General features: G+C 50.7%; 14 protein-coding genes and 1 pseudogene. 3 read left to right on the top strand and 12 right to left on the bottom strand.

All coding sequences use genetic code 11. The features are described from left to right. Nucleotides 1–43: 43 nt before the first annotated feature. The 4 genes and pseudogenes from NSQ24_RS10760 to NSQ24_RS10745 all read right to left on the bottom strand — a co-directional run bounded on the left by NSQ24_RS10760 (nt 44) and on the right by NSQ24_RS10745 (nt 4069). Entirely contained in the window at nt 44–973 is a 930-nt protein-coding gene (locus NSQ24_RS10760) for a GGDEF domain-containing protein (protein ID WP_003387427.1), read from the bottom strand. A gap of 206 nt (nt 974–1179) precedes the next feature. After that, entirely contained in the window at nt 1180–1887 is a 708-nt protein-coding gene (locus tag NSQ24_RS10755; protein ID WP_339167772.1) for an EAL domain-containing protein, read from the bottom strand. After that, nucleotides 1880–3415 (bottom strand): annotated as a pseudogene (locus tag NSQ24_RS10750) (diguanylate cyclase); the annotation flags it as partial. The pseudogene NSQ24_RS10750 and the gene NSQ24_RS10755, both read right to left, overlap by 8 nt. A 309-nt stretch (nt 3416–3724) precedes the next feature. Beyond that, nucleotides 3725–4069 (bottom strand): carboxymuconolactone decarboxylase family protein, encoded by a 345-nt coding sequence (locus tag NSQ24_RS10745; RefSeq protein ID WP_003387429.1) that lies wholly within the window; start codon nt 4067–4069, stop codon nt 3725–3727. Between the two features lie 124 nt (nt 4070–4193). Between NSQ24_RS10745 and uvsE the strand changes: the two genes are divergently transcribed. Beyond that, nucleotides 4194–5120: a UV DNA damage repair endonuclease UvsE gene (gene uvsE / locus NSQ24_RS10740; protein WP_122957746.1), complete on the top strand. Its 927-nt coding sequence runs from the start codon at nt 4194–4196 to the stop codon at nt 5118–5120. Between the two features lie 348 nt (nt 5121–5468). Here the strand turns inward: uvsE and NSQ24_RS10735 are convergent, their stop codons facing one another. After that, nucleotides 5469–6044 (bottom strand): hypothetical protein, encoded by a 576-nt coding sequence (locus NSQ24_RS10735; protein WP_003387431.1) that lies wholly within the window; start codon nt 6042–6044, stop codon nt 5469–5471. A 333-nt stretch (nt 6045–6377) separates the two neighbouring features. On the opposite strand from NSQ24_RS10735, the gene hutH reads away from it, so the two are divergent. Next, nucleotides 6378–7889: a histidine ammonia-lyase gene (gene hutH, locus NSQ24_RS10730; RefSeq protein WP_003387432.1), complete on the top strand. Its 1512-nt coding sequence runs from the start codon at nt 6378–6380 to the stop codon at nt 7887–7889. A gap of 94 nt (nt 7890–7983) precedes the next feature. Next, a complete protein-coding gene (locus tag NSQ24_RS10725; RefSeq protein ID WP_003387433.1) occupies nt 7984–8400 on the top strand; it encodes a thiol-disulfide oxidoreductase DCC family protein in 417 nt (138 codons plus the stop codon). Nucleotides 8401–8443: 43 nt separating this feature from the next. Here the strand turns inward: NSQ24_RS10725 and NSQ24_RS10720 are convergent, their stop codons facing one another. From NSQ24_RS10720 to NSQ24_RS10690, 7 genes are all read right to left on the bottom strand, one after another. Further along, entirely contained in the window at nt 8444–8953 is a 510-nt protein-coding gene (locus tag NSQ24_RS10720; RefSeq protein WP_003387434.1) for an acyl-CoA thioesterase, read from the bottom strand. Nucleotides 8954–9063: 110 nt separating this feature from the next. Continuing rightward, nucleotides 9064–9837 (bottom strand): DUF3109 family protein, encoded by a 774-nt coding sequence (locus NSQ24_RS10715; RefSeq protein WP_024985138.1) that lies wholly within the window; start codon nt 9835–9837, stop codon nt 9064–9066. Then, entirely contained in the window at nt 9834–10154 is a 321-nt protein-coding gene (locus NSQ24_RS10710; protein WP_003387437.1) for a hypothetical protein, read from the bottom strand. The genes NSQ24_RS10715 and NSQ24_RS10710 overlap by 4 nt, the downstream gene beginning before the upstream one ends. A gap of 100 nt (nt 10155–10254) precedes the next feature. After that, on the bottom strand, nt 10255–10539 hold the full coding sequence (locus tag NSQ24_RS10705; protein ID WP_003387438.1) for a 4a-hydroxytetrahydrobiopterin dehydratase: 285 nt from the start codon (nt 10537–10539) through the stop codon (nt 10255–10257). 88 nt (nt 10540–10627) lie between these two features. After that, nucleotides 10628–11365 (bottom strand): class I SAM-dependent methyltransferase, encoded by a 738-nt coding sequence (locus NSQ24_RS10700; protein ID WP_024985137.1) that lies wholly within the window; start codon nt 11363–11365, stop codon nt 10628–10630. A gap of 103 nt (nt 11366–11468) precedes the next feature. Then, nucleotides 11469–13181 carry a hypothetical protein gene (locus NSQ24_RS10695; RefSeq protein WP_339167764.1) on the bottom strand — a complete coding sequence of 571 codons (1713 nt, stop codon included), beginning with the start codon at nt 13179–13181 and terminating at the stop codon, nt 11469–11471. 113 nt (nt 13182–13294) lie between these two features. Further along, complete coding sequence (locus tag NSQ24_RS10690; protein ID WP_003387441.1) at nt 13295–13981, bottom strand: deoxynucleoside kinase; 687 nt, start codon at nt 13979–13981, stop codon at nt 13295–13297.

The raw sequence follows: 13981 nt of genomic DNA, 5'->3' as shown, positions 1-13981 counted from the left end.
ATACTTGCGATTCCTGTTCACGTTTCACATCCGTGAAAAAAGACTACTTTCTTTTCCCCTTTTCCTGATACATCGAAAAGTCTGCCCGTTTAAGCAGTGCTTTCAGGTCACCCCCGTCATCCGGGTATATACTGATTCCGGTACTGCCCGAAACCGCAATCTCGGTCTGATCAATGATAAAGGGCGACTCGAGTAAGCGAATGAGATCATCTGCCACTTTTTCTGCTTCCCGCTTTGAAGAAAGGTTCGGAAGCAAAATGTTAAACTCATCCCCTGCCATCCGGGAGACCGTTACTCCCTCCTGAAAATGACCCTGAAGACGTTTGGCGACTGCTTGGATTAATTGGTCCCCTACATCATGCCCGAATGTGTCGTTAACGTGTTTAAAGCCGTTTAAATCGAGAAAGAGCAGCGCGAAAAAAGTATGCTCCTTCTGAGCCACTCTGATCTGTTCCTCTACTTTCTGCTGAAACAGCAATCGATTCGGCAGTCCGGTCAGGTAGTCATGATACGCATAGTACTTGATTTTTTCCTGGTGCTTCTTCTGTTCCGTAATATCACTGAAAGCCGCCGTATAGTACTGAATGTCGCCATTCTCCCCACGAACGGCACGTATGCTGATGTATTCAAGAAACAGCTCGCCAGTCTTGCGCCGATTCCAGATCTCGCCTTGAAATTCTCCTTCTTTGGTCAATTTGTCCCACATTCTTTGATAAAAATGCGGATGATGACGCCCGGAGCTTAAAAGACGCGGATTTTTTCCTACGATCTCTTCTTTGGAGAAGCCTGTCACCTCACAAAAAGCTTGATTGACGAGCAAGACCGTTCCATTCGCATTGGTTAAAAGAAGTGGATTTGGCGCTGTTTCAAAAGCAATCGCTACGAGATATAATAGCTCCTCATCCTGCCGGATCGTGCTGATCGATTTCCGGCCCGTCTCGAACCCACCCGGCCATTTCTGGTCACCTTTCATGCTCCCCCTCCTTTCTCTCTCGAACATAATCTGTGTATATGGTCTCGATCATCAGATGGGCCGACAGCTTGACTGTTTCTTTTTTCCTATTCCCTCTTTCCTCCCGAACATAACCTATCTTCACAAAAATACCAAATTTCGACAATAACCTACACGATATTGTCAAATTCTCAGAAAAGCGAACTGGCATAAAAATAGCCTGGCATCTAGCTGATACCAGGCTTCGAGAACTTTTCTTTCAAATAGCTTTCCATATCTTCCTTTGTCAGCGGATGGCTGAAGAAAAATCCTTGTACCTCCTCACACATCTGCTCCTGCAAAAAATCGAGCTCGTCTGAAGTCTCTACCCCTTCAGCGATTACGTGCAAATCCAGATTTTTGGCCATCGTGATGATCGTCGCGACGATTGCTCTATTGCCTGGACTTTTTTTCAGGTCACGAATAAAGGAGCGATCGATTTTCAGCCTGTCCAACGGAAAATCTTTCAGGTAGGAGAGAGAGCTGTAGCCTGTCCCGAAATCATCGATTGCAATGTGCACTCCCAGTTTTTTCAAATCATAGAGTGTTTGCGTCGCCCGCTGCACGTCGATCATCGTACTTTCTGTTACTTCCAGCTCTAAATATTCGGGTTGCATGCCGGTCTCCCGCAAAATTCCCTCAACTGTCTGAACAAAATCCTTTTTTAAAAATTGACGGGCGGACAAATTGACGGCAACGCGAACCGGCGCATACCCCATTTCCTGCCATTCTCTGTTTTGTTTGCACGCTGTCCGCAGGACCCATTCCCCTATTGGAACAATCAGCCCCGTTTCTTCTGCAATCGTAATAAACTGATCCGGGAGGAATAACGCCACGCTTCGGATGATTCCATCTGACGAGCGCCTCCATACCTGACAATTTCTTGTTTGTGACATTGACTTGCGGCTGGTAATAGACCAGCAATTCGTTGCGAACCAAAGCGCGATTCAGTTCGTTTTGCAGGTACATCCTCTCCGATGCCGCCTTCTGCATATGGGCCGAGTATTTGTGATAGGCGTTTTTGCCTCGTTCCTTGGCCGAGTACATGGCAGTATCTGCCGTCTTCATCAATGTCTGATAGTCATTCCCGTCCTCTGGAAAACGCGAGATTCCGATACTGGTCGTAATATACAGCTCATGCCCCTCGATCAAAAAGGGCTGCTCGATGATCCGGATCAATTGATCCGCCATCTGTATCAGCTCGCTCTCTGGCACCTCCGGCATCAAGACAATAAATTCATCGCCGCCGAGTCGCCCTACGATACCCGATTCTCCGACGCAGTTGACGATCCGATGCGTCGCTTCTCGCAAAAGCAGATCGCCAAAGTCATGTCCCAAAGAGTCATTGATCAGCTTAAAGCGGTCCAAGTCGAGAAACATCACAGTGACAGTCTGTTCACGATTCTTTGCATTCCGGATCGCTTTTTCAAGCTGTTCTTCGATAAATCGCCGGTTGGGCAAACCCGTCAATGCATCGTGGTAAGCCAGGTAATTGATTTTGGATTCAGCCTGCCTTTGCTCGGTTACATCGCGGGCAATAAAAAACACGCCTGCCGCCTCTCCGTCTATGATAATGGGAACATTGGTCATATGCAGGATGACTTGCTTTTCCGGCTCGGGATACAGCTTTACCTCGTATGTATTGGCTCCTCCGAGAACGGCCTGCAAAAAATGTTTCCGAATCATCTCCGCATCCGCTTGGTCACACATGTCCACGAAGTCTGAAAGCGAAAGCAACTCCCTGCCCGTCAGCTCCTTGGCAGCAGGATTCATGCCAATCAATTGGCCGTTCACACCATACGATATGACACCATCCCGGTTGTACTCGAACAACGATTTGTACCGCTGGTCGCTCTCCATCATCCGCAATGTCTTGGTCATCAAGAGCTTTTCTACATATACCGATAACAGCGTAATCCCGAGTATGATCAGAGTTGCTATCCCGATCGCATAAGCCAGCCAGATCGTGCTGACAGCCGAGGATGGCGACGGATGATGATTGCCATGCGTTACAAACGAGGTGGCTAGCATACCTGTGTAGTGCATTCCAGCAACTGCCGCCCCCATCACCATGCCAGCCAGTATTTTCAGTCCTATTCCGCGGACGTCTCCTGCTTTTCGCAAACGATACGTAATCATCAGCGCAACAGCAGATACGAGGACAGCAACGAGGATGGAGATCGCGAACAAAACCGGATCGTAAACGATTTGCGCATCCAACCTCATCGCGCTCATCCCGACGTAGTGCATCAAGGCTATCCCTGTTCCCATGAACAGCGAGCCGATTGCCAGCCGTTTTTTGGACATGTGTTTGCTGCTGACCACATGCAAGGCGATACCTGATGTGCACATCGCAAATAGGATGGAAATCAAAACGATCCAGAAATCGTAATCAACATGAATCGACAGATGCAGAGCAAGCATTGCGATAAAATGCATTGCCCAGATTCCCAATCCCATCGCGCCTGCTCCGGCCATTAGCCAAATTCTCTGAATGTTTCCCCGAGAATGACTGACGCGTCCACCGAGATCCAATGCCGTGTAGGAAGCCAAAACAGCGATAAAATAGGACAGGATGACTAAACCAATGCTGTACGATTGTGATAACGTATTCATAAATACCCCTCGAGCACGGATGAAATGACTTCCTCATCTTATAGCTTTTTCCTCCCTATCGCAATATAAGAAAAAGCAGCCCTTCCCCAAATACCAGGAAGGGCTGCAAAGGGATGTTTACTGAATCCCCTGATTCTTTTCCTCCATTACTTCCTGGATCAAAATGACACCGTGAGAGAGTGTCGTTCCTCCGCCAAACGCCCCTGCAACTGCGACCGTTTCCGCGATTTCCTGCTTGGATACGCCTTCTTCCAACAACGCTTCCAGGTGAAACACGATGCAGTGTTCATTTCCGGCGTACAAGGCAATCGCCAAGGCTGCCAGGTGTTTCTGCTTGGAAGACAGCGTACCGGAAGAAAAACACTTGCTGGTGAAATCGTTATACGCCTGCAGTGCGTCCGGCATCATTTGGCCAAATGCCTGCAGACCTTCTCGATACTGTTCCGCTAAATAATGCTCCATGGTCGTCTCCTCCTGATGGAATATCGCTGTTAGCTTCCCACCAAAAGGAAGCGCTCATGCACGCCCGCAAGCTCGTTTCGGGGAAATACTAGGAGTAAGCCTAAACCGAAATGGAGGGTTCCGGATGATACGACTTGGGTATGCATGCATCCGTCTGGACAGCCCGAACAATCCCAATAAGAAAACGACGGTAGCTCAGGTTCAAAAGCTCTCGCCGGATGCGAGACTAAAAAAGCTGAGGCAAGTTTTGCAAACCAACTTTTTTAACCTGATGGACCTGCTTGCTTACAATGTAGAGAATCGTATTTTTCTCTACCGGCTCCCTTCCGAGTTCGTGCCGCTGGCCACCCACAAGGTTACGGAGGATTGGGATTGGGCCAAGGAGTTTAGCTGGGATTTCGACAAGGCCGGTGCCTATATAAAAAAGCACGGCATCCGCATGACCTCGCATCCTGGCCACTACAGTATTTTGAATACAGACAATCCGAAAGTGCTGAAAGCAACGATTGCGGATTTCTCCTACCATGCCCGCGTTTTCGATCTGATGGGCCTCGACGACAACTCCGTCCTGGTTACCCATGTAGGCGGTGTCTACAACGACAAAGAAGCCTCGCTTCAACGCTTCGCCGATCAGTTCGAGCTGCTCCCAGAGAACGTAAAGCGCAGGCTGGTCGTAGAGAATGATGACACCTCCTTTTCCATGATCGACGTGCTGACACTCTGTGAGCGGATTGGCATCCCGATGGTACTGGATGTCCATCACCACGACTGTCTCAACAATGGCGAAGATCTGTTTGAATACATTCCCCGAATACTCAAAACGTGGGGCACGCGAACTCCGAAGATGCACTTTTCCTCTCCAAAATCGGAAAGCGATTTTCGTTCCCATGCAGATAAGATCGATCCGGTGAAGTTCATCGAATGGGTCACAAAGCTCAGCGACTACGACATCGATGTGATGCTCGAATGCAAAAATAAAGATGACGCTCTTCGCACATTGCGGCGGGACATGCAAAAGGCGGGCATTTCACCCGAAGGTCTGCCTGTTTGAGAAAGCAACAACCTCTGCCTGCAGGCTTATGCATAAAAAAATGACGCTGCTCACAGCAAGCAGCGTCATTGCGTATGCTGTTATTGACAACATGGTCCGCCACAATTGCATGCGGAGGAAGAGGAACCATGTCCTGACCTTCCATATCTGGAGGAACCGTATTTGGAGGAACTGTAGCCGGAGGATCCATAATCGGAGGAACCGCTGCCAGAACAACCGCAGCCGGAGGAACTGCTCCCTGAGTCATGCTGCGGATAGCAGCTGTCGTAGTAGTAGCGCATTCTCTTTTTATGATGATCGTAAAAGCGGTAGTACGTATTGTATTTTTTGCGGTGATGACGGTACTGTTCACATTTTTGCTTGTAGTGATGCATACGCTCCATATGCATTCTGTACTTGAACAGGAGCATTTCGAGGTCTGCATGAGCCCCGGACTTTGGTCTGCGTTCCCTTCTCCTCGGCGGAGCTGGCGGTCTGCGGTTTGACGGTCTTTTCGGGAAAGGTCTGTTTGGTGATGGCATGTTCGGTGATGGCATATTCGGAGACGGCATGTTCGGCGATGGCATCATCCGATGCGGCCTGTTTGGTCTTGGCATGTTCGGTGACGGCATGTTTGGCGATGGCATCATCCGATAAGGCCTGTTTGGTCTTGGCACCGCCCGATACGGCATATTTGGCGATGGCATATTCGGCGATAGATTCGGTGATGGCACGTTTCGCGATGGCATATTTGGCGACGGCATGATCGGAGACAGGTTCGGTGATGGAATGTTTGGTGATACATTTGGCGACGGCAAATTCGGTGAAGGTTTGGGCATCTCTTTGGGCCTGCGTGAAGGCATCGGCAACGCTGGAGGCATAGGTGGCATATTTCGGCGTCTTTCCAAACTCACACGTCCTTTCTAGTGAAATAGCACAGTACATGGTATGACATTCACCCGTCTAGAGAAACCGCACTTGCCCATATTTCAAAAAAATAAGCGCCCTTTTTTGGTTTGGGCAGGAAAACGCATTCTGCCGGGTGAAAGAATAGATACGAATGATAACGTTTTCACTTGACAGCTCATAAACTAGTATTACAATAGGGAATAGAAAAAATCATCTGAATAATAAGCGGACGGAAGCGGGGAAAAAAATGCAGAACTTGACGCTTACTCGTTTTGTTAATTTCATACCCGCATGGGAAGAGGGGCTAGGATAACAATCCTAGCCCCTCTTCCTTTTTGTCCTCTGCTATGCTAAAGGAGGAAAATACTCATGAATCAACGCACAATTTCTATCCGTCTGGACGGACATAAGCTGACCATTGAACAAGTAGCTGCCATTGCCAGGAAATTCGAGCAGATCGAACTGACGCCGGAAGCCGTTGAAAAAATCCGCAAATCCCGCTCGATGGTTGAACAAATGGTTCAAAACCAACAGGTCGTTTATGGGATTACGACTGGTTTTGGCAAGTTCTCCGACGTAGTGATTCCTCAAGAAGACGTCAGCCAGTTGCAGGAAAATCTGATCATGAGCCATGCGTGTGGAATGGGCGATCCCTATCCGACCGAGGTGGTCCGTGCGATGATGGCCCTGCGGATCAATGCACTGGCCAAGGGATACTCCGGCATCCGGGAAGAGACGATCAACCTGCTGATCGAAATGTGCAACCGCGGCGTCCATCCGATCATCCCGCAGCAGGGCTCTCTGGGAGCAAGCGGCGATCTGGCTCCCCTCTCCCATATGGTGCTCGTCATGCTCGGGAAAGGAGAAGCGGAGGTAAACGGCACAAGAATGCCCGGCAAAGCCGCCTTGGAGAGCGCTGGCTTATCCCCTATTCGGCTGGAGGCAAAAGAAGGTCTGGCATTGATCAACGGTACGCAGGCGATGACCGCTCTCCTTTGCCTGGCTGTGGCTGATGCTCATGCGCTGATCGAAAATGCCGATGTCATCGCCGCCATGACCGTGGAAGCGTTGCACGGGATTCCAAAAGCGTTTGATCCACAGCTTCACCTCGTCCGCGCCCATCCCGGCCAACAGGAATCTGCTCGCAAGCTGCTTGCCCATCTCGCAGGAAGCGAACGGACGACAGCGCAAGGGGAGCTCCGCGTGCAAGATGCCTACAGCCTCCGATGCGTCCCGCAGGTGCATGGCGCTACACGCGATGCCTGGGAGTATGTACGTGCTGCTGTAACCAGAGAGTGCAACAGTGTAACCGACAATCCCATTCTCTTCGCCGAGACCGGCGATGTTATTTCCGGAGGGAATTTCCACGGTCAGCCGATGGCATTGGCAGCCGACTTTTTGGCCATAGCAATAGCTGAGCTTGCCAATATTTCCGAGCGGCGGACCGAGCGTCTGGTCAACCCGCAATTAAGCGGACTCCCCGGTTTTTTAACGGAAAAAGGCGGCCTGCATTCCGGATTTATGATCACGCAATATGCCGCTGCTTCTATCGTTTCGGAGAACAAGGTGCTGTGCCATCCGGCTTCCGTCGATTCTATCCCTTCCTCTGCCAATCAGGAGGATCACGTAAGCATGGGAACGACGGCGGCCCGCAAGCTGAGAACCGTCATCGCCAACTCCATGAAGGTACTCGCCATCGAATATTTGGCGGCTGCGCAAGCAATCGAATTTGGCAAAGGAAAATTGGGAATCGGCACGGAGAAAGCTTATGCCAAGCTTCGTGAGGTCATACCGCCACTCTCCGAAGACCGGGAAATGCATGTGGACATGGCAAAAGCGGCAGAGCTCTTGGCAAGCGGCTGTCTCGTCCCTGAAATTTGATTGCTTCAACGTTTTCCTCCCTTGACCCGGCGGACCTTCCTGGTATGATGGAGGTAACATTGCCAGATTTCATGCTCAACAGGAGGCGTCCGCCATGTCTACTGCTTCCCATCCAGACACAATCCTGTTATTCGACGGCGTCTGCAATTTCTGCAACGGCGCTGTCCGCTTTATCATCCCGCGTGATCCGGCGGGGCGGATTCACTTCGCCTCACTGCAGTCAGAGACAGGCCAAAGCTTGCTGGAGCAGTATGGACTGGCGACTCACGACCTGTCATCTGTCGTACTGATCGACCAGGGAACCGTGTACGTCTATTCTGATGCAATCCTGCGCGTTGGCCGGCTTTTGCGCGGAGCCTGGCCGATTTTCTCAGCGATCGGCTTTTTCTTCCCAAGGCTTGTCAGGGATAGACTGTATCGGTTCATCGCTCGCAACCGCTATCGCTGGTTCGGCCGGTCGACCGTATGTCTGCTCCCCACAGCCGAAATACGAGCACGCTTTTTGGACTGAAAAAGAGGCATGCCTTATGGCATCGCCTCTTCTTGTTTTAACCTTATATATTCTTTGTAATATTTAATTGGCTGACAAATGCTTCCGTGCTCCGTTTCCGCTCTTTGCGCATGTTTTTGCGCTCCTCTGCCGTTTCAAACAGATAGCGTTCCTCGTCGGTTTCCGGGATGATGGGCGGTACTGGAGTCGGCTTGCCGTCTTCACCGAGCGCTACGAACGTGAGAAAAGAGGTAGCGGTCAAGGTTCGCTCCCCTGTTCGCAAATTTTCCGAGATGATTTTAACAAATACCTCCATCGATGTTTTTCCCGTGGAGGAGATGATCGCTTCCAGACAGATGGAATGGCCCATTTTTACGGGAGTAAGAAAATCGATCGAATCAATCGACGCCGTGACAACGGGACGGCGGGAATGCCTCATCGCCGCAATGGCAGCCACTTCGTCAATATAGGCCATCATTTTCCCTCCAAACATCGTGCCGTGAAAGTTGGTGTCTGAAGGTTGTACGAGGGAAGCCTGAATCGTACGGGATTCTTTTGTCGTCTTCGCGTTCATCACTGTTGCTCCTTTGCCAATCTACTTATCTGACCTAGCCATCATACCACATCGTTACTAGAGGATGTTCAAAAACTCTCGGAAACATACGCGGGGAATTGCTCTTGCCCCTATGTGACGAGATTTTCCTGCTCGCTGATGTATCCCAAGAGCTCCAGCGACTGGGCTGTATCCGGGCCCAGCAGCGCATGCAGCAACGGCAGATTCCATAAATAGGCCGGCTTATAGCCCGTTAGCGAAAACAGATTCTCATCCAAATGTACTGCTGCTTTCCGCCGTTCTATGCTTGCACAGTAGAAATGCTCCAAATAATCGGTGCCCCATCTGGAGAAAGAAGCCGTTTCCTCGGTCAAAGCGGTCAGAAGTATTATTTCGCCCGTATCAATGACCTCTAATGGGTAAAGCTGGCAGCTAAACGGCTTGAGTGAAACAACATCCACTCCCGACTTCTCGGCGTATGCGTGAATGGAGCACCCGTACCTTCCGTTCATCTCTTTATAGAACAGGCAGTTCCCGTGGTCCATCCGGATCGTGCCCAGACCATAGTGTTTGTCCCAGATCCCTTCGGCAGCCCATCCTCGCTGCTCCCGCTCGCTCCAGAATTGGCTTGCGATCGCACCCGATTCCCGCTCCAGCAGATCGGCCTGCTGGTTTTCTACGGCATAGGGTTGTCCGCCTTCACAGCAAGTCTCCCGGTGAACGAGACGGCAATTTTCGCAATCCAAGTGAAATGGCGTCAAGAGCGCCGGCAGATCGAGCAGAACCTTTCCCATTTGTTTCATCGCAGCGCGATGCTTCCTGATGTACTTTTTGCAGGCGTACACCTCTCGTTCATTCATCTTTTCCGGTGTACCCAGGTAGCGATAGAGACCTCTGCCATTCATTTGGACAAGATGAGCTCCGCTTCCGTTCCGAAGATAGAGAGACGCCCCTCGGCAAATACCGCCAGATTGTCTTCATCCGCAGGGATCTCCATCAAAATTTCTACGGTTCCTTCTGTATCGGACTCCAGGACGATCAGCAAATCCTTCTCTCCAAATTCGTTGTCCGTCAGCTTCCACGAGGCAAGTGTGCCTTGCAGCTGAGTCACCTCTTCATCTTCGCTGTCCGAGTCCCACTGTGTAAATTGCGCCTGAATCTGTCCTTTGGCATAATGCTCTTCGATCAAGCCGAGAAGTTGATCGTGTTTATGGATGTCCATGGAAAAATCCCTCCACTTTGTTCTTTTTCCTCTATGATAACAGACAGATGCGCTTGCACAAAAAAAGCCGCCTCGTCCGAACAAGGCGGGAATCCCCTCTTCAGCTTACCTTGCTGATCGTCTGTGCCAGGGCAAAGTCTTTCCCGGTCAAACCGTGCGCTTCTCTCGTCGTCACCGTAAAGGTCACTGTCGATTGACGAATCAGGATTTCGACATGGTGACTATCCTGGTCAAGCAATTCCGCTACACGATTGACAAAGCTGACGGCAGTGGAGAAATCGCGGCACTGATACGTACGGGACAGCGCCATCCGATCCTCCATCAGTCTCCAGCCGGGCACTTTGTTCAAATACAACTTCACTTGTTCCAGCGAAAGCTTGCTCACTCAGCGCACCCCCATCATCGATGAATGACATCGTTTTCACCATCATATTCACCTTGATAGCGGGTTAGTCACGCTGATCCGCGACGTCCTATTTTTTGACTGCGAAAAAGATCATCCGAGGCGAGTCAGCCGCTTGATACGGTTCAAACTGGTAATTGCCAAACGTCTGAATGTTGACAAAGCCAGCTTTCTGCAGCATTGCGGTCATCTCCTCAACCGTAAAGAGGCGGACCTGCTCCTGGTAGACTCTCGTTTCCGCTGCGCCTTTATCCTTAACGACGATCCGCTTCTTCACAAATCCTGCTTCCAGCCACCGCTCCTCCTCGATCAGCAGTCCGCCGACTTCCTTTTCGGAGTGCGGTACGAGATTGGCCTCTACAAACGCGGGATTCAAGTAGTCGATGACCACCTCTCCCCCCGATTTCAGGGCAAGGGCCATGTTTTGAACGACCTGCGCATTTTCCTCGTCCGAAGAGAAATACCCGAAGCTGGTAAACAGATTGACCACGATATCGAACTCTTCCCGAAACGGTATATGTCGCATGTCATATTGGTAAAAATGCAGATTAGGGAGAATCTTTTGCTCATTGGCGAGCTGAAGCAGGACGTTTGATAAATCTACCCCGACAACTTCATACCCGCGTCGGGCCAGTGCACGCGAATGACGTCCGCTCCCGCAACAAAGATCAAGAACTCTTCCGGATCGCTTGATGGGCAAACGCTCCAGGAGGTTGGCTATCTCTTTATCAGCTGACGCGTCATCCCTGTGTTTGTACACCAACACGTAGTCCTCGCGAAAGCTTCGTTCAAACCATTCTTCTGCCATGTCTGTGCTCCTTTTTCCTTCCAAGATGCACCTATTATACCACAGCCTATTTTGATCAGAAGCCGTTTTCCGCGACAGAAATGTGCAGGAAGGGCAGCCGTCTTCACCGCTGTCGCGAATACACAGCATTGCCCTCTGCCGCGGACAATCGGATGTCACCCTCGGCCAAATCGAGCGGTTCCCAACGCTTCCTTCGATCATCCCAGATTTGATACCGCAAACCGTCATTCGTTACAAGATACGGTCCAAACGGCATCACTTCCGCACGGGTCACATGCAGCTCCCGCTGTCTCCCTCCGATTTGCCACCATGTATACGTCCCGGCTTCCTCGTCACTCTTTCGCTTTAAGACAGCCTGGCTGTGGTCATTGGCCCAGACAACCTCGCCTTCGGCCGTCCAGGATTTGCCCTTGCGCGATACAAAGACGGTTTTGTTTTCCGTAGGACCCGGTATTGTGTAATAAATGCCGTCTTTTCGTACCCTGATCGGAAAGGCTGGCAGCTTCTCCCGAGGGTGAAGCAATGCCTCTCCCAACGACTCCGTTTTCTCCAGTACGAGATCATGGAGGCGATACGTTCGTTTTTCCACCCGATACAAATTTTTGTCGCCCGCTGGACGCACGAGCACGATATAGAGATAGCCATCCACATCGTCTACAGCCATTTCCAGCGCAATCGACCCGGTCGACGTCTCATCGAAAAGCGGCGTTTTTTCTCCCGTAGCCAAATGATACACTGTTCCAAGCTTCTCTTCGACATAGAGAAATCTCCCTGCATCCAGCCAATCGATTGTCGCATGGGAGAGTCCGCTGCCTTCCAGCATCGGCTCGATCAATAGCGGATCACGTCCTCTCTGCTCCAAAACGAGGGCAACCTGTCTATCTCCCCGTCTGCTCTTGCTTCGCCCTCTGTCAATCACGCCGAGATAGCTTTCGCGGTCAGGAGAGAGTATCAATCGGTCGTAAAAGGAGTCATAGGGACTAAAACCGACCACCTCGCTGTCAGGGTAGGAGAGCCAGGACAACGGCTGTTTTTTGTATAATGCCACATAGCGATACTCTTCGGGCAGATAGTTCCCGCTTTGCGAATGGAATTGCGTCAAGTCCAGCGCCGCCCGATTGACCCTTCGCACATCAAGAGACATCGTCCGATCATCCAGCCAGACTGCCGGGTAGCCGTTGACTGACCGTCCCGCTTCTTCCTTCCTGATCATAGGCTCTGAAAATCGCAGCAGAATCGTTCCCAATCCTTCCGTTATGTACAAGGATCGGGATTCTCTGCTCTCCGGAAGCATGAGCACCGCTCCCTCTGCCTTGCCGGGCTGAATGGTAAGAGCAAGGGGGGCCATTCTTCGGAGAGTGATCGTCGGAATATTCCCAAAACGAAACCCGAACTCGTCTTTGATTTCCGAAAAGGTCATCGTCAATTGATAATTGCCTCGTGACACCTCGCGGACGGACGTGCTGTACTTCACATCGCCGATAAGCTCCACTTGGGAAAGGAAGCTTTCCGCTGCCTCCAAGGATTGGTTCGTTGTCACATCAATATGTATAAAGGCTTCTTTTTTATGCAGTCCAAGTTGAATCGGCTGTTTTGGCATCTTGCCTCGTTCAAACTCGGCTATCCGAAAGCTGGCCTGATCGTCTTGCTGTCCAATCAATAATCGCTGAAAAGCTTGCTCAAAGGCATACGTTTCTCCGGCCGTGACGGAATTCAACGTTTTCTCCATCATTTGCGACCGGTAGAAGGCAGTAATAATCCAGATGGAAGCCAGGCAAACCGATCCGAGGGCAACAATCAGCATCCACCGCTTCACTTGAACGCCCCCTGAATAAACACGCTTTTCTCCATGATATCATAAACCTTTGTGTCCGATCAGATAAAAGCCCCTTTGCTGACGAGAGTTCCTATCATCAAAGGGGCATGGCATTAGCGGTGGAAGGACCGCCCGAGTCTGATTTTTTCTGCTACCCGGGACAGTACAACTTCGACGGAAGACGAATCTTCTACGACGTCGTATTCATTGATGTTGATCCGAAGAACCGGACAGGTCGAAAACGAGGAGATCCACTTTTCATAGCGGTTGTACAAATCCAGCCAGTAATCGGTCGGCGTCTGCTGCTCCATCGGACGGCCGCGTTCCTGGACGCGGTCCAGAATGTCGTCAAAGCTTCCTTCCAAATAGATCAGGATGTCCGGGTGCGGAAAATACGGAGTCATGACCATCGCTTCGAACAGTTGCGTATACGTTTGGTAATCCTCTTCCGTCATGTGCCCTTGCTCGTACAGCATCCTGGCGAAAATGCCGGTGTCCTCGTAAATAGAGCGATCCTGCACAAAACCGCCCCCGTATTCAAACATCCGCTTTTGCTCTTTAAACCGCTCTGCGAGGAAAAATACCTGCAGATGGAAGCCCCAGCGGGACAGATCTTCATAAAATTTCCCCAGATACGGGTTGTTGTCCACTTTTTCCACGGATACCCGAAAGCCGAGCAGATCGGCCAAAGCATATGTAAAGGTGGACTTTCCGACACCTACCGTTCCCCCGATCGTAATGACAGCGTTGCTAGGTATCCCGTACTTTTCTCTCAAATCACTGTTTTTAAACCCAGACAT

It is taken from the genome of Brevibacillus sp. FSL L8-0520, assembly GCF_037963895.1.
Taxonomy (GTDB): Bacteria; Bacillota; Bacilli; order Brevibacillales; family Brevibacillaceae; genus Brevibacillus; species Brevibacillus borstelensis.
Note: the sequence above shows the minus strand (reverse complement) of the source record. Positions and strands in the feature narration are given on the sequence as shown.

Excerpts from the sequence above, each read along its gene's own strand:
- NSQ24_RS10715 (WP_024985138.1), bottom strand. The coding sequence starts at position 9,837 with ATGAATGGCAGAGGTCTCTATCGCTACCTGGGTACACCGGAAAAGATG.
- NSQ24_RS10745 (WP_003387429.1), bottom strand. The coding sequence starts at position 4,069 with ATGGAGCATTATTTAGCGGAACAGTATCGAGAAGGTCTGCAGGCATTT.
- hutH (WP_003387432.1), top strand. The coding sequence starts at position 6,378 with ATGAATCAACGCACAATTTCTATCCGTCTGGACGGACATAAGCTGACC.
- NSQ24_RS10710 (WP_003387437.1), bottom strand. The coding sequence starts at position 10,154 with ATGGACATCCATAAACACGATCAACTTCTCGGCTTGATCGAAGAGCAT.
- NSQ24_RS10725 (WP_003387433.1), top strand. The coding sequence starts at position 7,984 with ATGTCTACTGCTTCCCATCCAGACACAATCCTGTTATTCGACGGCGTC.
- NSQ24_RS10735 (WP_003387431.1), bottom strand. The coding sequence starts at position 6,044 with ATGTACTGTGCTATTTCACTAGAAAGGACGTGTGAGTTTGGAAAGACG.
- NSQ24_RS10700 (WP_024985137.1), bottom strand. The coding sequence starts at position 11,365 with ATGGCAGAAGAATGGTTTGAACGAAGCTTTCGCGAGGACTACGTGTTG.
- NSQ24_RS10720 (WP_003387434.1), bottom strand. The coding sequence starts at position 8,953 with ATGAACGCGAAGACGACAAAAGAATCCCGTACGATTCAGGCTTCCCTC.
- NSQ24_RS10755 (WP_339167772.1), bottom strand. The coding sequence starts at position 1,887 with ATGTCACAAACAAGAAATTGTCAGGTATGGAGGCGCTCGTCAGATGGA.
- uvsE (WP_122957746.1), top strand. The coding sequence starts at position 4,194 with ATGATACGACTTGGGTATGCATGCATCCGTCTGGACAGCCCGAACAAT.
- NSQ24_RS10690 (WP_003387441.1), bottom strand. The coding sequence starts at position 13,981 with ATGTCTGGGTTTAAAAACAGTGATTTGAGAGAAAAGTACGGGATACCT.
- NSQ24_RS10760 (WP_003387427.1), bottom strand. The coding sequence starts at position 973 with ATGAAAGGTGACCAGAAATGGCCGGGTGGGTTCGAGACGGGCCGGAAA.